Genomic DNA, 20298 nt, shown 5'->3' with positions numbered 1-20298 from the left:
AACGTTCGTAGCGGCAAGACTTTCGGACACGACTTTTCCAGGATGATTGACGGCGGGCGGAAAGGCGGTAGACTTTGCCCTAACAAACACAGCATCTTGTGGTTGTCGGAGCGACACCTACAATATATTGTGGTTGTCACGGGTGACGTGGCCGGCGGGTCTGCCGGAAAATGGCAACAGAATTCGGTCCAAAGAGTGGCATCCCGAGGGCCAGAAAGTGCCGATATGTTCACCTAGTTATGTACTCCTGTATATTGGAATGGATGCCCGGCTTTCTCAAACAGGGGATTCCCCATGTCAGATACCAGTGTTCGTCTTCAATCGGCCCCGTTGGCAGTCGCTGACCGGCCTAGCCCCAAGTCGCCCCGGCGTTTCTCGCGCGGGGTGGTCGTCGAGTCGCGGTTTTGCCCGCGGGACGTGGCCGATCCCTTCGATACGGTGCAGTGGGAGATTCGCACTGCGGCCATCAAAGGCGAGTCGGGCGAGGTGCTGTTCGAGCAAAACGATTGCGAGGTGCCCGACTTCTGGAGCCAGCTCGCCACCAACGTCGTGTGCAGCAAATACTTCTACGGCGAAGTCGGCACGCCCGAACGCGAGAAGAGCGTGCGGCAACTCATTCACCGCGTCAGCCGCACCATCGCCGATTGGGGCATTCACGACGGCTACTTCGCCTCGGCCGACGACGGCGAACGGTTCTATCGCGATCTGACCTGGCTCTGCTTGCACCAGCACGGGGCGTTCAATTCGCCGGTCTGGTTCAACGTCGGCCTCTATCACCAGTACGGCGTGAAAGGCGCCCAGTGCAACTGGCATTGGGATCACGAAGCCAAGGAAGTGCGGCAGCCTGACAATCCCTACGAGTATCCGCAAGGGTCGGCCTGCTTTATCCAGAGCGTCGATGACAACATGGAAGCCATCATGGAGCTGGCCCGCAGCGAAGCGATGCTCTTCAAGTTCGGGTCCGGCACCGGCACCGACCTGTCGACGCTGCGTTCGCACCGCGAGAAGCTGTCGGGCGGGGGCAAGCCTTCCGGTCCGCTGTCGTTCATGCGGGTTTACGACCAGATTGCCGCCGTGGTCAAGAGCGGCGGCAAAACCCGCCGCGCCGCCAAGATGCAGTCGATCAAGGTCTGGCATCCCGACGTCCTGGAGTTCATCGAGTGCAAGGCCAAAGAAGAAAAGAAGGCCCGCATTCTCATCCAGAACGGCTACGACCCCAACTTCAACGGCGAGGCTTATAGTTCGATCCTGTTCCAGAACGCGAACTTGTCGGTGCGTGTGACCGACGACTTCATGCAGGCCGCGGTCGAAGACAAGTCGTGGAGCACGCACTGGGTGACCGATCCATCGCGCAACGGCCCGACCTATCAGGCAAGCGACTTGATGCACAAGATGGCCGAGTGCGCTTGGTACTGTGGCGATCCGGGCGTGCAGTACGACACGACCATCAACCGCTGGCACACCTGTCCGAACTCCGGACGAATCAACGCCTCGAACCCGTGCTCGGAATACATGTTTCTCGATGACACGGCCTGCAACCTGGCCAGCATCAACCTGATGAAGTTCCGCCGCGACGACGGCACGTTCGACGTGGAAGGTTTTCAGGCCGCTTGCCGCGTCTACTTCATCGCCCAGGAAATCCTGGTCGATCACGCCAGCTATCCCACCAAGCCGATCGCGGAGAACAGCCATCGTTTCCGGCCGCTCGGTCTGGGCTATTCCAATCTGGGCAGCTTGATCATGTCGAGCGGACTGGCCTACGATTCGCCGGCGGCGCTGGGACTGTGCGGAGCGATGACGGCCCTGTTGCACGGGGCCGGCAACCTGGCCAGCGTGGAACTGGCGGCCGCCGTGGGACCGTTCGACGGCTATGCCGACAACCGCGAGCCGATGCTGCGGGTCATGCAGATGCACCGCGACGCCGTGGAGAACATCGACCTGGCCTGCCCCGATTATCTGAAGAAGGCGGCCCGCTCGGTTTGGGACGAAGTGCTCGCCAACGGCCGGCAATATGGCTTCCGCAACGCTCAGGCCACCGTGCTCGCGCCCACGGGCACCATCAGCTTCTTGATGGATTGCGACACGACGGGCATCGAGCCCGACATCGCCCTGGTCAAGTACAAGCAGTTGGCCGGCGGCGGCATGCTGAAGATCGTCAACAACACGGTGCCCGCGGCCTTGCAAAAGCTGGGCTACGATCAGCCGGAGATCGAGTCGATTCTGGGCTACATCGACCGCGAAGACACGATCGAAGGCGCGGCCGATCTGAAGGCCGAGCACCTGGCGGTGTTCGACTGTGCCTTCCAGCCGCGCAACGGCACGCGGTCGATCGCCTGGAAAGCGCACGTGCGGATGATGGCCGCGGCCCAGCCGTTCCTATCGGGGGCGATCTCGAAGACGGTGAACATGCCGCGCGACACCACGCCCGACGACATCGCCGACGCTTATCTCGAAGGTTGGCGGCTGGGCCTCAAGGCGCTGGCCGTTTATCGCGACGGCTCGAAAGAGAGCCAACCGTTGTCGACGAGCACCGAAGGCGACAAGGCGGCCGAAAAGGTGAAGGCCATCCCGCGTCGCGAGCGGCTGGCCGACACGCGCAACTCGATCACGCACAAATTCAGCATCGCCGGGCACGAGGGCTACATCACCGTCGGGCTGTATGAAGACGGCCGGCCGGGCGAGCTGTTCATCACCATGGCCAAAGAGGGAAGCACCATCGGCGGCCTGATGGACTGCTTCGGCACGGCGGTCTCGATGAGCTTGCAATACGGGGTGCCGCTGGAAGTGTACGTGAACAAGTTCTCGCACACGCGCTTCGAGCCGATGGGGCACACGAAGAACGCCGACATCCGGATTGCCAAGAGTATCGTCGACTATATTTTCCGTTGGTTGGGCATCACGTTTTTGCCCGGCTATCGCGAGGCGAGTGCTGGACTACCGGTAGCCGACGCCTCGGCCGGTAAGGAAACCGGAGGAGACGATGAGCCGGGGGAGGTTAAGCCCGCCGCCAGGAAGGCCGGCGGGCTGGCCCATGGGACCGGAGCGTCCAAGTCGCAGACGAATGGCCTGCACAAGCCCGAAGCGCAAGCGACGACCTACCAAGGCGAAGCGTCAGCGAGGCCACAGCAACCCGAAGCGTCAGCGAGGCCATATAGGAACGGCTCGCACAAGAGTCCCGTTCCGTCCGGAAAGTCCAACCTGCCGGAGCGCGCCGCCCTGATCGCACCCGACTGGGACGCCAACGATCTGTTGGCGCTTCCGGCCACGCGCAGCGACCAGTTCGCCAATTTCCAGGCGGACGCTCCGACCTGCGACAACTGCGGTGCGATTACGGTCCGCAACGGCAACTGTTATCTCTGCCACAACTGCGGCAACAGCATGGGCTGCTCGTAAGGAAGGATGAGAGATCAGGGATGCGAGATCAGGGACGGACGCTGCCGGATCGGCGCGCCGTCCTGTCAGGGCCGGAAAGTCTGAGCTACGGAGTTCGCGGGTTGCTCGTAACGGACTGTCGGGAAGGGATCCCGCGAGCAATCCGCTTTTTGTGCTATCTCCAGCGACACGCGTGTCGCGTTCGGCGCCGCGCCGACAACGGACGGGCACGCGGATTGAGCGTCGAGACGCTTGCGCACAACCGGCCCCGCGGGCGCGACAAAAGCGACACGCGCGTGTCGCTTTTGTTTTGCGCCGTCTCGAAGACCGGGATCAAAAAGAGTCGCTCGCGCAAAACAAAAGCGCCGCGCGCGCGGCGCCTTTGTTTTGCGCGCCGTGTCCGCGGGGCACGGCACCCGCCTGTCGGCATGTAAAGCTTCGCCGAACCCGTTCCCATTTCCACACTAACCCGAAGCGCAAGCGAGGTTTTGCCGCCTTTTTCATGTTCCTCGCTGGCGCTTCGGGTTGGTGTAGGGCGCCTGCGTACCGGGTTCGGCGAAGCTTTACGTCGGCATCGACGTAAGGTATTAAACGGCAATGACTTGCAAACACCGCACGCGGGACGAAGGAAGAACTACGATGGTAGTTCCGAAGCAAGGGGTCATAAAACCGCTGCCAGCCACCGACGAAACACGGATCAAAACTCTTGCTGTCTGTCATCCGTGTTTCATCGGTGTTTCATCCGTGGCTGAATGACATGCCTCGCGACGGGAGCCGTTGGCGGTGAAACAATCAAAGGTCTTGGCTGGCGAAGTTTGCCCGGCTGCGGACCGACACGGCCACCAACGCGCCGCATAAGCCGCTGCTGTTGCTCGTCGCGCTCGACCTGGCCCAAGAGCGCTCGCTAATCCCCTCTCCCACAGGGAGAGGGCAAGGGTGAGGGTGGTGCCGCTTTGCTCCCGCTCACTCCACAGATCGCCTTTCGCTTCCGCACCTACTGGTCGATCGTGGCTCACCGCCGCAACCAGAAGCCCGGCGTGCGGTTCCCGTGTACCAAGCTGAAGACCGAGGGCGTTTGGACGCCGCTCGATGCCCGCGGCGGGCCGACGAGCGATCACAAGCTGGCCCGCGTGGCGCGGTTGAACGCCGGCTTTGTCGCGGCGGCGAATGATCCGGGGTTCCGACGCCAGCCATTTGTCTGAAGACGGTCCGCCGTGGAAGGGGCGCGATGTGCGGTGCCGGCTTGATGTGGGGCGCCCCGTTGCTTGGCGCCGCTGACGGCGGTAGATTCGTCCTAAAGCGGCCAATGGCTGTGCGATGAGGTTTCGGTGGCGAAAGAGCTTTTAGTTCCGGCGGAGCGAATCGAGCGGGCGATTCTGCTCATCCGTGGCCAGAAAGTGATGCTCGACCGCGATCTGGCCGAGCTCTATGGCGTGCCCACAAAGGCATTCAATCAGGCGGTCAAGCGTAACGCCAAGCGGTTCCCCGACGATTTCATGTTCCAACTGACCGCTGACGAGGCGGCGGCTTTAAGGTCACAATTTGTGACCTTAAAGAGCGGGCGCGGCCAACACCGCAAGTATTTGCCCTACGCCTTCACCGAGCAGCGTGTTGCGATGCTCTCCAGCGTCCTAAACAGTGATCGGGCCATCGAGGTGAACATCGCCATCATGCGGGCCTTCGTCCGCCTGCGGGAAATCCTGGCGTCCCACAAAGATCTGGCGGCGAAGCTGGCGGAGCTGGAGCGCAAGTACGATGACAACTTTCGCGTGGTGTTCGAGGCCATCCGCCAGCTCATGGCCCCGCCGCCGGCGCCCAAAAAGCGCCGCATCGGCTTCGCGGCCGCGGAGGGCGACGCACCGCGGGCCGGTGGCGCCGAACGAGCCAAGCGGAAGCGAAGCGCGCGGACGAAGCCGATGCTTTGAGATCACAATCGGCGACTTCAAAGGAAGGCATGCGGTCACAATTCGTGACCGCATCGAAATGTACGTGGGCAGCCCTGCCACCGGTTCCGTCTTCCCTGTGCCCTGTGCCCTGTTGCCTTCGTGTCCTTTGTACTCTTTGTGGTTCACGTTAGAATGCCCTCATCCATTTCTTCCCTGGCGACGGGAGCTCGACGGCGGTGAACGATCAGGGCTTTTGGCTGGCGAAGTTCGCCCGGCTGCGGATTGACACGGCATCGAACGCGCCGCACAAGCCTTTGTTGCTGCTCGTCGTGCTCGACTTGGCCCGAGAGGGCTCGCTTGGCCACGAGGTTCTGCCGCTGACGCCGCAGCTCGCCTTTCGCTTCTGCACTTACTGGTCGATCGTGGCTCACCGCCGCAACCAGAAGCCCGATGTGCGGTTCCCGTTCACCAAGCTGAAGACCGAGGGCGTTTGGACGCCGCTCGATGCCCGCGGCGAGCCGACGAGCGATCACAAGTTGGCCCGCGTGGCGCGGTTGAATGCCCGCTTTGTCGCGGCCGCGGCCGATGGAGCATTTCGCGAGCAGGCTCGGCGCATCCTGATCGCCAGGTATTTTGAGCCGGCCGAGCGGTTGGCACTTTACTCGCTGTTCGAGATGCTCCTTCCGACCGACGACCAGATTGCGGCCGACGCCAGCTATTTGCCCGACGACGACCCGCGGCGCAAGGGTCGTGACGTGCGGTTCCGCCTCGATGTCGTGGCGGCCTATAACTACACCTGTGCGTTGACCGGCCTGCGTTTGACGACGATCGCGGCGGGCAGCATCGTCGACGCCGCCCACATCCATCAATTCTCCGACTCCCGCAACGACGACCCCCGCAACGGCCTGGCTCTCTCGAAGAACGCCCACTGGCTCTTCGACGCCGGCCTCTGGTCGATCGACGACGAATACCGCATTCTCGTCGCCGCCGACCGTTTCGACGAAGAATGCCCCGACCAGAAGCCGCTGAAGGATTACGCAGGGCAGCGAATTCGGTTGCCGAGCAACGAGCTGATTTGGCCCGACCGCAAGCATCTCGCGTGGCACCGAGAGAAGAAGTTTGAGGGGAACTGATGGCGGCGCGTGTCGCCGGCTATTTATCGCGTTTGCTGCGGTGATTGAATCCCTACTATGGAAGTCTTGGGCGGCCGGGGCGGTTGCATTCTTTACAGACGAATCGCCCGTTTTCGATCGTCGTCGGGCCGCCATCGCGATGAGGTATTGGGTAATGATCGCCCTCGCCATCAGCAAGTTCGGTCGGTCGATCACACCTCTTGCACTTGCCACCCGAAAGGCGATGTAACTCCTGCTTCTGGCTGTCGTCAAAAAGCCGCTTCGGGTCAAGCTTGACGCCGATACCCTCAGGCAACTGGACCCGCCATCTTTCATAATAAGCCGCATTCTTGGCCGCGGAACTCGATTTACCCTCAGCCTTGGGGGCTTTCGTTGTGACGTACTCCGCAAGCTTGCGGATGGATTCTCGGTCCATCTTGAAGTTTGGATTGCGAAAGGCGTCCTGAAAGAAGGTGCATAGCGCAAACATGCCCTGCTTGTGGATCTTGTATTTTCGCGTGTACATCCGGCCAATCTGGTGCCCGACTTCCTCGACCGCGTCAAACACCTGCAGAGCTCGCCGTATCGTCGGGCCCTCAAGGTCGATGTCCGTGTATTCATGATAGAGGCCGTCAAGGTCGCCCGCTGCAATGCTCGGAAACTCGGCCGGCTCTATCATTCGGGCCAGCATGATCCGCAAGAGCTGCGCACAGGTCTGGCGATGCTTGACATACGGATCCCGAGCATCGCCCTCCTCATCGCGGAGCCCTCGGCCATCGACGAGCTCAAAGAACTCGAATCTCGGCCGCTTTTGCAACTTACCAGCCAGTGATTCGACGAATGGCCCAAGATGGCCAGGCCACGCGTCCCGGATCTGCTGTCTCGTCAGCGCGGTACCTGACTGTAATCGGATGAACAAATCTCGTACTTCATCGGGATGATCGACGTGCGAAACGACGAAAACATCAACCTTTGCGTCATCCAGTTCCGTCCGCAATTCATGGCTTAAACCGTCATATCGTCGTTCCGCCCATCGTGCGGATTGTGTCCGGAGGCTAACTGGGAGTCGCAGCCGCTTGTCGTGCGGCGCAAGCAGGGCGAAGTTGCCGTCAAAGTATTCCGAGATCGCGAGGAGGCGTTGTTGGCCGTCGATGATCTCGTACTTTTCCGATTTTGCCCCGCCAAGGCTCGCCTTAACCTTTTGTTCTAGGAACAACGGCGGGATAGGGTAGTGGCGAAAGAGCGAATCAACCAGTGCCTGCTTTTGGGACAGGCTCCATGCCTCGCCGCGCTGATACTCGGGATTGCGAACGAGCAACCCGTCCTTCCATGCACCGACGAGTTCCTTTAACGAGTAAGCCGTCTTGCCGAATTTCATCTGAGGCATCCGATTGCGCTAGGTCAAACGATTCCAGTCTAGCGCTCAAAGACCTTGGCCACAAGCTTCGACGAGCCGGCCCTTGACGGCTTCGCCGGATGCCTCCACCATCGGCCAGAGCTTTGGTAAGCCTTTCAAGCGCTGCCGCGGTATCGCGGCCCGGCACTGGCATGACCGTCTTTGATACTCTCCAAATTCGCCTCGCTCGTGCGAGTTTTGATCTCCGACCGCGTATAATGCAGGTTTTCTATGCAGGCCGGATCGACTACGGAATGAAAGACCAATTGATTCTGACGCCCGAGGACGCCTATTGGGCGGGCCCGCGCTTTGAGAGCCCGTCGATGACGAGGGTCGAGCAGCTAGGTCAAGCGGCTGACTCATGGTTGGCAACGGGGTATCCGTTCGCGGCAGGTATTGCGCTCATAGACGCCACGCGTGCTGGATGGGGGCTGCTCGATCGTAAAACAAGGGTTGGCTATATCGGCCGAGCCATTGCGGCATTCCGGTCCTGCGTTGAAGGGAGCCCTGCCGATTCGATGGAAGCGCTTCTCGCGCTAAGGCAATGGTACCAGGAACTCCGCTCGCTCGATTACGCGGATGAACGTCAGTTGGCGCGCGACACCAACGCGGTTTATTTGACGCTTGCCGATCGCCTTGTGCGCGGATTCAGTGATCATCACAACGCTGCGTCGTTTCTCGTTTATGGCTTGCGCTTGCAGGGGCCAATCACCGGGCCGTGGACCCCGGAATTCCCGGGCGGCGTCGTCAGCTCCGAAACGACGACGTGGGACAGCCACGTCCGAACATTTTGCTTCCGCGTTCCCTCGGCATTCGAGCTCTTTCTTCGTATGGGCGACTACCGTGCAGCTCACGAGATCTCAGGACGATGCTCGTGGGCCTTTAAGTCGCCAGATTTGCGCGGCTGGCAAATGGCGGTGCAGGCGTTTACCGCTACGCAATGCGCAGCCGAATCATTCGCGGGGGCTGCGACGATTTTCGAGGACACGGGTCCCGAGACGTACAGAGATGCCGACGGGGCCTGGTCGGGGGTTAACCGCCATCTGTGGGCGCCGTACTTTCGATCGCGCTCATGGATCGCCCGAGCTGTGACAGATCCAGAACGCGCGGAGGAGTATATCTCTCAGGCAGCCGCATGTATGCCTGATCATCGATCGTATGCCCACACAGCCGTCCATCGATATCACCTATTGATTCGGATGTTGGCTGGTGCTCTCGGCCTGGATCATGGCATTGGCGCAGCGGACGCACGAGCAGTATTCGAATCGGACATAAGGTTCTTTGGCGAAAACGACGGCGACCCTGCGACGTTGGAATTTCTTGACCATGCCTATGCTGGCTTTGAGCAGATGCGTGCGGATCGCAGGCAGGGGCTTAGCTCCGTTGGCCGGGCGATGCTCGCACTTGATCGTATTCCACTCATTAGGCAAGTCGAAGCAGAGACGGTGCGGAAAGCTATCGACCGGCGCGCCATCGGCATCCTCGAAGGACCAAATCGCCTTTGGATGCACCGCGCTTTAGAGGGAATCACCGACGAGCGCGACTTCCGTCGCCTACTGCTTCGTCTGTTCCAGAATTCGGTGCCGCGATACGCGCAGATTCGGCACGGACCGATCGAGTACGGTAAGGATATCGCAGTCGCCGCGGAACACAACGGCCGGCTCGTGCTGCGGATGTACCAAGCGAAATGCGGTAACATCAAAAAAGCGGGCTGGAGACAGATTCGTCTTCAACTCGAAGAGATGTTTCAGGTTCCACTCGATCCCTTTCAGATCCACGATCCCGTCGAAGAACGCGTCGCTATTCTTATCTGGAATGGCCACGCAGATCCGCACGTCGAGCCACTTATGGCCGCTTGGAAGAGCGAACAGCGAAGCGCGTTTGGACGCGACTACGAGTTCATGCATTTGGATGACATGGTGAATTACATTTTGGAAAACCGCCTTATCACCGCGTTTCGTGACGCGATCGCAGAAATCAACGCCGCGCGCGCTTGATACGCATGGCTCAGGGCATCGCCTTGAACAGGAAGGGCGCGAATTCGGTCCCACCATGTCATTACCAACGACACGCTGGTTGAGTAGCCGCTGGTTGCGGCGTTGGTTGATGCCTCGCGGGCCAAAATGCGCGATGCCGCTCGCGAACAGCATATTCCGATCGTACCGCATGAGCTGACGCCGGAAACCAAGAGCAGTTTTTGGGTGAACCTGATCGGCCGCGGCTATCCGACGTCGCGAAAGCTGTTTCGCTGGTGTACCGAACGGCTCAAGATCGACCCTTCGAACCGCCTCATTCGCGACGTCGTCCGCGATAATGGCGAGGCCATTCTGGTGCTCGGCACGCGCAAGGCCGAAAGCCAACGCCGGGCACGCACGATGGCCAAACATGATGCCCGCCGCGTCCGCGAACGGCTCACGCCCAACGCCAATCTGCCCAACTCGCTGGCCTATACGCCCATCGAAGACTGGTCGAACGACGACGTGTGGCTGTTTTTGATGCAATACAAAAACCCCTGGGGGCATACCAACAAGTCGCCGTTGGGCATGTATCAGGGGGCCAGCGACGGGGCGAATGCCCGCTGGTAGTCGATACCACGACGCCGAGCTGCGGCACCAGCCGGTTCGGCTGCTGGGTCGACCAACTAGCTTAATCGGCCGGGGCTTCGATCAGGCCGTCACGGGCAAGGGCGTCGACCGCGGCCGCGATCTTCTCGCCGTCGAAGTAGGGTTTGATGCTTTGCACGCGGCGGCAAAGCTCGTTGCGAGAACGCGGCTGCTGCTTGCGCCGCAGCTCGCGCTCGGCATAGACGATCGTCGAAAACAATTCCAGCCGCCAGGCCGGCTCGGAAGCGAAACGCTCGACGAGCCAATCGATGGCCTCGCCAAACTCGTCGAGCTCGTCGGCCGCCTGGGCGCAAACCCACTCGCACCGCTCTTTGGGCAAATACTGATAGCCGTCGCCCTTGGGATAGGATACGGTCTTCTCCTTCACCGCCCGGAACCTCTCGGCTTGCGAAAGATCGTTCAGCACGCGGATATCGTACGGCCCGTAGTTGTATAAGCGGAAGTCATAGCCCAAAGGCACGCCGCGCAACGTCTGCAGCAAGTAGGCGAACTTCATCATGGCGGTCCGGCCAGGCGGCTGCGGCGCGCGCTTGACCAGCGTTGCAAGCACCGCCAACCGGAACCATCCTTGTTTGTCTGCGTTCATCGGCTCCTTCCTTCTCGTTTGACGACAATGGCCAAGGCCCGCTCCTTGTCTTCCGGCGCGCAATACGCCATCCGCTTGTCAATGGGCTTCAATCCCGCAACGACTGTCGAGAGCTTCGACAACGAGACGACACGCCGTCCGGGATTGTCGCTACGAACCGGGATTTCCAACTTGTCCACTTTATACCAAGATTTTTCGGCGGACACCACCGTTCTGAGCAATGGGCCCAAATTGTCGCAAATGCCGCGGAAGCGGGCCAGGTCGCGTGCGCTGGGAGTTTCCGGCGTATGATACACCTCGCGAAAGTGGTCGCGCTGGCGGAGCCTTCGACCATGCTCTCCGCCGCGACCCTCGGCCAGCGCTCCCAGCACCCGCCAATCATCCCAGCCAAGAAACTCATCAAGGGCGTCGGCGGATGGCGGCGGAAACACGCCGCCCGGCAGCACTTCCGCTAAAGCATGGTGGAGGTGATGGTCGAAGGCGACGCGGGTTTTGTGGAAGTAGACTTGCGTAAACATGAGATAGCGGGCCAACACGAGCGATTCCGCGGCGTGCAGCCCGCCTTCCGTGACACCAAGTCGGAAGCCCGGTTCCTCGACCGACGGAACGAGCACGAGGCAACTCATCAGTCGCCGCCAGTCGAAACGGCCGTACTGGACGCCGGCGTGCAACGAATCACGGAGGAGGTAGTCGATGCGGTCGGCATCCATTTGGCCGCTGATGATGTCTCCCCAGACGAGTGCCCGCCCTGCCGCTACGGATCGCTCGAGGAGGTTGGCAATCTCGTCGGCGCCGATCCTGTAGTTGTCGTTGAGCGGGTGTTGTTCGATCGCGTCTCGCAACTTCTGGCGGATGATGGCTGCCGAGTAGTCCTCATGCTGATAACGATGAACGCGCTCGTCGCGGATCACAGGAAACAGGTCTTCGGCGGCGTGCGAGAACGGTGCATGGCCCACGTCGTGCAGCAAGGCTGTTAGTCGCACGAGAATGCGATCTCGCTCGATCCCCGCGGCGTCGAATTTCAGGTCATGTTCCAGAATGCTCCGACTCGAATGCACGAGGCCATCGTACATCGCCGTTGCGACGTGCATGACGCCCAGTGAGTGCTCAAACCGCGTGTGCATTGCGCCGGGATAGACCTGGTCGGTCCAGGCGAGCTGGCGGATCCGCCGCAGCCGCTGGAAAGCTGGTTGCGATACGATCTCACGCTCCCAAGCGCTGAGCGTGATGAACCCGTGAACCGGACAGCGGAATTCGTAGTTGCGCTGGTGCTTGGGGACCATTGTTAATGCCGTCGCTCGCCGACAAGTCGCTCGCCGGCAATTAGTCGATGAAATTGACCGGTCGCTATCTTAAGGCCGCCGATGGCCGCCGGACAGGGGCTAGGTCGGCCGATGACGCGCTAAACGTTTCCTGCCCGGCAGGCCGACGACAATTTGTTAGGCCCCGACGACTGGCGGCTGCTGGCCGAGGTGTGCGGCGACGAGCAGCATTTTTTCGAGATTCAGGCCGACATGCTCGACTGTATTTTGGCGCGACGTCGAGCGGAAGTTTCGCGGCATGACCCGCCGGGCCGGCGTGTTCGACGCGCTGGAAGAGTGCCTCAAGGCCGGGCAATTCGAGAGCGAAGAAGAAGCGATCCGCATCCGCACCGAGCAGGAAGCGCGGCTCAAGGCCGCGGAGGGCGAAGAGCCGAAGCGCTCGCCGCAGAAGAGGTTGTTTGAGGAGGGGGATGAGAGATGAGGGGCCAGAACTGGGATAACCGAAAGCAGGCGACGGCCCTCACCCCGGCCCTCTCCCGGAGGGAGAGGGAGAAAATGCCCCGAAGGGGCGCGATTCGATAGCCCAGGGCGCGGCGCAGCGGAGCCCTTGGTTATCGGCGGCAATGATTTTAGAAGCCCCAACGGGGCGCGACTCCCAGCGGCGCGACGGGCGTTTCACCCCGCTGGGGTGGCCGTGTTGGTGCCGACGCCAACCTAGGGCGTTGCCCTAGGCTGTCGAATACGACCCCGTTGGGGTCGGGTCAATCGGCAGCAGAAGCTGCTGCGCAAGCGGGTGCAGCAAGAGATTCGCGAAGAAGAGACCGTGCGGATGGCGAACCTTGCGGCCCGGACCAAGACGACGATGCAGGAGTTTCTGCGCCGCGCGACGGCGGCCAAGATCGACCGGCTGTCGTCGCTGGTGACCGAGTCGTTCCGCTTTTTGCTGCGCAAGCAGACGCTCGTCGAGCAGATCATGATCGATCCGCGGACGTTCGCGATCACGCTCTACGGCAGCGACGGGCAGGCGCTTGCCAAGCAAAGACTCTCGGAAGGCGAGGAGCAGATTTTCGCCATCTCGGTGCTATGGGGCCTGGCACGGCCCAGCGCTCGCTCGCTGCCGGCGATCATCGACACGCCGATGGCCCGGCTCGACCAACGGCACCGCGAGCACCTGGTCGAGCGGTACTTTCCCAACGCCAGCCATCAGGTGATCATCTTGTCGACCGACACGGAGGTCGACCGGCGATACTACTGTATCTGGCGCTGGTCAAGGAGCGGTGCGAGCGGGACGGGCATGGCTGCGACGACGAAACGGTCGCCCGACAGTTTCGGCTGCACCTGCACCGCGGCATCAGCTACCTGGCCACGCCCGGCGCCGTCCGCTCGGTGAGCGATCTGGTGAAGCTGACGCTGGAGTAGGGCTATCTCAGTCGGCCGCGTAAAGTAGAACGACCAGGCAAGACGTCGGCCGCGTGCCGAAAAGTCGGCCGGCGCAAGGCGTCGGGGTTACTCCACGGGCATCGCCGGCACAATCCGATTCATACGGCCGCGGCCGGTAATCGCAACAATCCGCGCGGCAGGCCCGACGATGCTGGTAAAGGACTCTGATCTGCCACGGAAGGAGACACGAGCCGATGCGTACCGCGTCTGTTTTTTGCGCAGCTTGGCTGCTGTGGGCCGTTGCCGCCCATGCTCAGGGCAGCGGCGCTGAAACGCCATCCCTGTTGCCCTTGCCCGCGTTTGCTCCGCCCCCGTTGCCGCGTCCGTCGGCGGGCGCCACCGCGCTGGAAGCCCGCACGCCCCTGGCCCGCGGGCAGCGCGACGGCTACTACGCGCCGTCGTCGTGGCCCGGCGAAGGCCCCCTGCCCTCGGTGGCTTCGAGCTATGCGTGGGACGAGCCGACGGAGGCCATGCCGGCAAGTTCGAAAGATGGGGCTGACGTGCTTCCCGCGCAGAACGCGGCCTGTTGCGGCATGCCCGCTGGTTGCCAGGGCTGCCGAACGTGTCCGCTTCTGGGCGGCAGCCCGTTCGCCCAGGCACTGAACACCGCCGGCATGGCGCCCTTGAACTTGCCCTATGGCCTGCGGCTTCAGCCCGGCTACTGGTTTGGCTCGCTGGCCGGACTGGTGATGACGCGCGACGCACCCAACGCCTTGTCGACCACGTATAACTCGTCGAACGTCAACACGAACCTGCTCGACACCGGCCGGGCACGCGACAATTGGGCCGGCGGCGGGCAAGTGATGTTCGGCCGCTGGTTCGGCCCCCAAGCCTACGGCTTTCAGTTCATTTATTGGGGGCTTGGACCGATGACCGGCACCGCCAGCGTCGTCGACCCGAACTATCAGCTCAGCACGCCCTTTAACCTGGGCAACGTGAATGTCGGCCAACAGAGTGCGACGTTCTACTTCGACAACGCGCACACCCATGCTCTGTGGCGCAGCGACAGCTTCAACAACTTCGAGTGGAACGCCATGCGGCGGGCCGCGTTTGGTCCCTCCGCCTGCCGTCTGATGTGGACCGGCTACGCCGGCCTGCGTTACTTCCGCTTTCAAGACGGCCTGATCTTCGGCGGCGTCAATTCGACGAATTTCAGCGACGGCGGGGGCGCCTACGCGGCCTATCTGAATACCAACGTCACCAACAACCTGGCGGGCATCCAGCTCGGCTCACGCATCGACTACTTCGTCGTGCCGCGCGTGCGGCTCTATGCCCAGCCGATGGTGGGGCTGTTCGGAAACGAGGTTTCGATGCGCGAGCACCTCTACTCCGGCGACGGAGCGCAGGGCTTCGACGTGCTGGCCCGCCGCAGCACGGTTTCGACGCTGGCGCAGATCGACGTCGGCGCGGGCTATCAGGTGACGCCGCGGTTCAGCGCCTTCGCGGCATACCGCTTGATGGGCGTGACGCGAGTCGGCCTGACCGACAATCAAATTCCGGCCTTTTGGGCCGACCAGCAAGGCATGCAGAACATCAAGACCAACGGCGATCTGATCTTGCACGGCGTGATGGTCGGCGGCATGTGGAACTTCTGACCGTCGCGTTCCGTTAGGCCGAGAACGAGCTACCGCAGCCGCAGCTTTTGACCGCGTTCGGGTTGTCGAACGTGAAACCGCGTTTCTCCAACCCTTCGAAGAAATCGACGGTCGTGCCGTCGAGATACAGCGCGCTCTTCTTATCGACGACCACCGTCACGCCGTGGAACTGGTATCGGTTGTCGGCCTTTTCGTCGAAGCCTTTGTCGAAGCCCAGGCTGTACTGGAAGCCGCTGCAACCGCCCCCGGCCACGCCCACGCGCAACACCATGTCTTCTTCGAACTTCTGCTCTTCAATGATCCGCTGGACTTCCTTGGCGGCCTTTTCTGTCAATGCCACTGCCATAATGCTTGACCGTCTCTTTTAGGTTAGGGGACTTTTCACAACGTCACTTGCTTAAATTATACGATCCGCTGGAAAAAGGAAAGCGGCAAATCTACTCTGCCTTCCCTTTAAGGGGCCAAACTGCCGAGCGAAGGGCCCCCACGAATCCCCAAGCGACGAGCAGCCAGCCGGCCGCGCTCGGCTGGCAGACAAGCCACCAGACGATTCCCAGGCCGACCACCAGCAAATGCGGCCAGCGACGGGGCAGGTCGGCCGCCACCGCCATGCGACGCAGCAGCAGCAACGTCAAAACCGCTAAAGTCGCCCAGGCCGTCGCGATCGAGCGCGTCCGCCAAGCACTCTGCCAGCCGGGTCGCATGGCGAGTTGGCGCGGGCCGTCACCGGACCAACGAAACTGGGCGGCCGCAAGCGATTCGTGCATTTCGTTCCAGACTTCCATCGTCTGAACGGCCAGCGAGGGGGAATTGGCGATGCCGACCAAGATCTCCTCCGCGCGCAGTCGTCGGGCCGAACGCAGCCAGTTGTCGGGAACCGCCGACGTCTTGCCCGTCGCGTCGCCGCGGGGCAGCCGCGGCGGGCCGGGCCGTTTGCCGCACCAGACCAGCCATTGGGCCCAGGGGCGATACCAGCCGGCAAGATCGTTCTTGGACGTCGTCGCCACGATTTCTTCGGGCAAATCAAGCAGCGACATCACGCTGTCGATTCGCGCCGAGTCGCAAGACGCGTCGTCGACCCGGGCCGCATTCAATTCGACTGTGTATTGTCGCGGCGCATTCACGGTGAGCAGCGTCTCCTCCTCGGCCCATCCTTCCAACCAGACCACGGGCAGCGGCAATCGCCTGATCGAGGAGGAAGGCGACGTGTCGCTCATCAGGACCAACTCCACGCGCTGCGGCAAGCGGTCGGAGCAAAGTGGGACCTGCCATTCTCCTTCATCCTGGGGCAATGGCGTCGCCGCCAGTCCGCTCACGCTGGCCGCCACCAAACGCCAGCCCGCTGCCAGGCGGACCGGGCAACTCGATCGTCCGCCCGGCTCCAGGTCGAACGCCGCCGCGGCGGTCCAACCGCCGATGACGCTCGGCGCCAGCCGAACGTCGGCCAGCCGGACCCTGGCGGCACCCACCACGGCCTTGACGGAAGTCATCACCGCTTGGGGATGATCGCCGACCGCGCGAAGCGTTACGGCCGATTCCGGGCCGGGCAGCGAAGTTGACATGTCTTCCGGCAGGGTGGCCGGCGCCATCCGTTGCGGGTCCCAGTTCACGGCCTCGATGCCGACCTGCAGCGGCAAGCACCAGTAACGCTCGGCCGCGGGCATTCCCAGCACCACCACGTCGGGCGCGGAGATCGGATCGCCCGGAGCGTATTTCAGCGGCGAACGGATTTTGACCTGGCAATCGCCGGTTAGCGGTTTCAGCGGCCGCACGATCATCACCTTTCGCGTTTTGCCGGGCTGGTCGCTCAGCTCGATCGTGGCCGGCGGTGAGGCCACTTCCAGGTTGGCGCCCCAGTTGGCCGGCACGTCGAACCGCACGGCATCGACGACTCCCCCCTCCGCGCGAAAGCGATAATCGATCTCGGCGCCCCACGCCTGGTTGACGAAGCGCAACACCGTAAACTGTTCCGCCCCGGCGATGCGTGCGTCGTTGGCGGAGACGACCACGGTGCCCGAGTAGCTCGGCTCGGCGGTGCAGGTGAAGACGAGCCTTCCCAGCCGCGGATGGACCGGCTCGAGGGCGGGCTGCACTAGCTCGCCGAGCCCGGCGGCGGCGTCCAGCGCCACACGCACCGCCGGCTGCCGATAAAGCTCCAGGCTGCGGGAAAGAACCTCCACCTGTTCGATCGTTCCGAGGGCAGCGGGTTCCACGGTGACCGCGGGCAGCGACAGGCGCCCGTTGGCACGAATCGGCAAACGGCCCCACAGCGTAAGCTGCTGCGCGCCGGTGATGCGGCGGTTGAGAAACACGCTGATCTGCCCCTCTTCGCTGCGCGCCCACCGCGCCACGCGATCGATGCCCTCTTCGGTCAAGGTAACGCGTTCGATCTGCAAGTCGGGCGGAACGCGCAGGCGATGCTGAAACACAAATCCCGCGGTGGTCATGAGCTGAGCTTCATACCGCACGAGCGCGTTCGACCGCTGGCAACTCAGCGCCAAAACCTCCTTGACCGTCGTTTGCGGTTCGCGCGATCGCGTCGCCAGGCTCCAAGGCGCGTCGGCCGAGTCGAGCCGATAGACGAGCGCATCGCGCAGGGCCGCCACGTCCGCATCGTGCCACTTGGCGGCGAAGTCGGCCGCCGGCAGCGGATCGAGCTGCTCGGCGTCGCGGGCCGCGTATTCCAGCCCCGGGTCCACGGTCACCGCCAACCAACGTCGCACTGGCCTTGCATTCTGGGTGTGAAAGGCCGGCAATCGCACGTTGCCCACTCCCGACGCGCCGCTGAGAAAAAACGACAAGCTCAAGGTCGTGCGGTCGACCACCGCACGTTCCAGGTCGATCTGCGTCACCTGCAGTGTTTCTGGACTGGCCGGGTCGGACGGCAACGTTCGCTCTCGGGCGGAGGTTGTGCCCGGCATCAGCCGCAGCCGACGATCGGCGGTGAACTGCACCTGCCGCAGGGCGCCACTGCTGACTTCATAATTCAGATCGACGTCGAGCACGACCGATCCGGGACGGATTCGGAGCCAGAGCAACTCCTCGACTTCAACCTGGGCCGGGGCGGCGGCTTGCAGGGGCCAACGCACCGCCAGCGTTGGCGTGGGACCAAGATTGGCCCGAACGCGGCGACCGCCGTCTTCAACACGCGCTTCGCCCTGAATCGTCGGCAGCTCGACGTTCGACAGCTCGGCGGGCAACGACACGTCAACCGTGGACGCGGCCACCGGCGGTATCCGCAGGCTCAGGACGCGCGTTTCCAGCTCGTCGCTGACCGTGGGAACCAGCCGAAACTCCAACAGGTAGTCGCCCGGTTCCGCCACGTCGCAGACCAACAAAGTCCCTTCGTCCTGCCAATCGAGCGAAATCGGTTGGCCGTCGAGCGTGGCCGAGTCGTCGGCGAGTTCGGCCTGCCGGCGGTCGAGGCGAAGCCGGACATGGGCGTCGGGCGAAATCACGTGCAGGTGGTAGCGTACGACGAACTGGCTCACGCCGATCGGTTCGTCGGGTTTGCCACGCGCCAGCGCACACTCATAAGCGGCGCCCGTGACCAGCCAGCCCCGCGGCTCGTCGGTGCTCGCGCTGGCGCGGCGGCGCAACTCTTCCAAAAAGTCGAGCGGCACCTGGTACAAGGCCCCGGGCTTGTCGTCGGCATCGACCGGCACAAACACATTGTGGACCGCGGATTCCGAGGTCGTAGCGGGGCCGGCCGCGTCGTCGCCGAGAGCATGAGCGGCCGCGGCGGTTACCGCCAATGCCAGGGCGACAACCGCCGGGCCGCCGCGGTGGTCTGCCGAGGCTATCGCCGATCGCACGGTCGTCCGCGGCCGACGACCGGCCGGACTCAACCAGTACCAGGCCGCGGCGGCGATGCAACCCACAACGGCGCCCCGGCCCAAAGGTCCGAGCACCGGTGGGCACCAGATTGTTGCCACCATGGCCAGACCCGCGAGGAGCACCAGGCCGGAAGGGCGAGCGCGGACGAGCCACATGCCGAGCGCGGCGAACACCGCGGCCAAGGACCACGCCGCCACGGTCACCACGTCATGGCGGACCAGTGTCAACGACGTCGGACCCAAAGAGCCGTCGATGCGGCAGGCATGGGCGGCGAAGTCGGAAAAACCTCCCGCGGACGAAGCATTGCCTTCCCAGATCATCTCCGGCTCCGCTTGCCATGCCGAAAGCGGCAGAACCGACGTTGTTTCAACCACCGGCTCGCCCTCGCCGGCTTCCGGCAGATCGCGCCTGAAGACAACCGAGCCGGCACTCAATGCGTGGTCGCCCGCCGCTTCGAACGCTGCCCAGCGGTTCGTGAGCACGATCTGGTCGCCATCCATCAGCAGTGCCAGCCCGTGTTCGCGGAGTAGTTGGGCGGCGACCGCCTGTGCGATTTCCACATCGGACTGTCCCGCGGCGGACATCGGGACCGACCATGAGCCGAGTGGCGTCGAAGGACCGATATCGAGCTGCGCCAGCGATCGCGCGTCGACGCGCAACGATTTCGACAGTCCCACTCGCTCGCGCGTGGCCTCGGTCAGCAGGCGGCCCCAGGTGCTGACGGAAGCTGTTCCGTGGCCGTGGGGCGGCCTCTCACTGGCCGCCAATGCGGATCCCAGCGCAGCAAGAAGGCTTGAAGCGCGCTCGCTTTGTGCGTCGGCGTTTGCGGACAGGGTTGCCAACTCCCGCCAGTCAGACAGCCTGGCGACGTCAAAGGGTCGCTGTCCGCGGCTTCGAACGAACCGGCCCAGCATCGGCCGCCCCTCATCGGCCGGCATGTCGGACCAGATCAGCGGCTCATACTGGCCCGGCGCCGAGACCAGCCATTCTCGCGACGCGACGGGCAAGTCGATGGCTGGCCAGGGCGCTTCGCAGTTGCAGACCAGCCCCGGCGCCGCGCCCGGCAGCGAAAACTCCACGGTGACGAAGGGAAACCGTCGCTCGGAGGGCAGCGGCACCACGATCCGGCCGCTTTCCTTTCGAGCAGCCGTCGTCGCCCCATCCACCCGCACCCGCACCAAGTCGGCG

Annotated in this window: 14 protein-coding genes; 9 read left to right on the top strand and 5 right to left on the bottom strand. The window is 63.0% G+C overall.

Annotated features, from left to right (window positions below; translation table 11 throughout):
* Positions 1-294 precede the first annotated feature (294 nt).
* From VNH11_04165 to VNH11_04150, 4 genes are all read left to right on the top strand, one after another.
* The gene (locus VNH11_04165; GenBank protein HVA45560.1) at positions 295-3393 is read left to right on the top strand and encodes a vitamin B12-dependent ribonucleotide reductase; all 3099 of its coding nucleotides are present in this window, start codon (positions 295-297) and stop codon (positions 3391-3393) included.
* Positions 3394-4325: 932 nt separating this feature from the next.
* Entirely contained in the window at positions 4326-4574 is a 249-nt protein-coding gene (locus VNH11_04160; protein HVA45559.1) for a hypothetical protein, read from the top strand.
* A gap of 126 nt (positions 4575-4700) precedes the next feature.
* A complete protein-coding gene (locus VNH11_04155) occupies positions 4701-5297 on the top strand; it encodes an ORF6N domain-containing protein (protein ID HVA45558.1) in 597 nt (198 codons plus the stop codon).
* Between the two features lie 197 nt (positions 5298-5494).
* The gene (locus tag VNH11_04150) at positions 5495-6391 is read left to right on the top strand and encodes an HNH endonuclease (protein ID HVA45557.1); all 897 of its coding nucleotides are present in this window, start codon (positions 5495-5497) and stop codon (positions 6389-6391) included.
* Positions 6392-6446: 55 nt separating this feature from the next.
* Here VNH11_04150 and VNH11_04145 read toward each other — a convergent pair whose 3' ends face one another.
* A complete protein-coding gene (locus tag VNH11_04145) occupies positions 6447-7748 on the bottom strand; it encodes a DUF262 domain-containing protein (GenBank protein HVA45556.1) in 1302 nt (433 codons plus the stop codon).
* Positions 7749-7984: 236 nt separating this feature from the next.
* On the opposite strand from VNH11_04145, the gene VNH11_04140 reads away from it, so the two are divergent.
* Together VNH11_04140 and VNH11_04135 are read left to right on the top strand one after the other, a co-directional pair.
* Positions 7985-9763 (top strand): hypothetical protein, encoded by a 1779-nt coding sequence (locus tag VNH11_04140; protein HVA45555.1) that lies wholly within the window; start codon positions 7985-7987, stop codon positions 9761-9763.
* A 126-nt stretch (positions 9764-9889) separates the two neighbouring features.
* Positions 9890-10351 carry a phosphoadenosine phosphosulfate reductase family protein gene (locus VNH11_04135; protein HVA45554.1) on the top strand — a complete coding sequence of 154 codons (462 nt, stop codon included), beginning with the start codon at positions 9890-9892 and terminating at the stop codon, positions 10349-10351.
* Positions 10352-10412: 61 nt separating this feature from the next.
* Here the strand turns inward: VNH11_04135 and VNH11_04130 are convergent, their stop codons facing one another.
* A complete protein-coding gene (locus tag VNH11_04130) occupies positions 10413-10976 on the bottom strand; it encodes a hypothetical protein (protein ID HVA45553.1) in 564 nt (187 codons plus the stop codon).
* Complete coding sequence (locus VNH11_04125; GenBank protein HVA45552.1) at positions 10973-12259, bottom strand: HD domain-containing protein; 1287 nt, start codon at positions 12257-12259, stop codon at positions 10973-10975. Before VNH11_04125 ends, VNH11_04130 begins: the two co-directional genes overlap by 4 nt.
* Before the next feature lie 277 nt (positions 12260-12536).
* Here VNH11_04125 and VNH11_04120 point away from each other — a divergent pair, with 277 nt between their 5' ends.
* The 3 genes from VNH11_04120 (at position 12537) to VNH11_04110 (ending at position 15273) form a co-directional block, all read left to right on the top strand.
* Positions 12537-12719: a hypothetical protein gene (locus VNH11_04120; GenBank protein ID HVA45551.1), complete on the top strand. Its 183-nt coding sequence runs from the start codon at positions 12537-12539 to the stop codon at positions 12717-12719.
* A gap of 348 nt (positions 12720-13067) precedes the next feature.
* Positions 13068-13628, top strand: a complete 561-nt coding sequence (locus tag VNH11_04115; protein ID HVA45550.1) for a hypothetical protein — start codon at positions 13068-13070, stop codon at positions 13626-13628.
* 244 nt (positions 13629-13872) lie between these two features.
* The gene (locus VNH11_04110; GenBank protein ID HVA45549.1) at positions 13873-15273 is read left to right on the top strand and encodes a BBP7 family outer membrane beta-barrel protein; all 1401 of its coding nucleotides are present in this window, start codon (positions 13873-13875) and stop codon (positions 15271-15273) included.
* Between the two features lie 13 nt (positions 15274-15286).
* Here the strand turns inward: VNH11_04110 and VNH11_04105 are convergent, their stop codons facing one another.
* Positions 15287-15619: an iron-sulfur cluster assembly accessory protein gene (locus VNH11_04105; protein ID HVA45548.1), complete on the bottom strand. Its 333-nt coding sequence runs from the start codon at positions 15617-15619 to the stop codon at positions 15287-15289.
* A gap of 91 nt (positions 15620-15710) precedes the next feature.
* Positions 15711-20298 (bottom strand): hypothetical protein (locus VNH11_04100; protein HVA45547.1); only part of this gene is annotated, 4588 nt, incomplete at its 5' end.

This window comes from Pirellulales bacterium, from assembly GCA_035533075.1.
Taxonomy (GTDB): Bacteria; Planctomycetota; Planctomycetia; order Pirellulales; family JAICIG01; genus DASSFG01.
The sequence above is the reverse complement of the archived record's forward strand: the minus strand, read 5'-3'. Positions and strand labels throughout refer to the sequence as shown.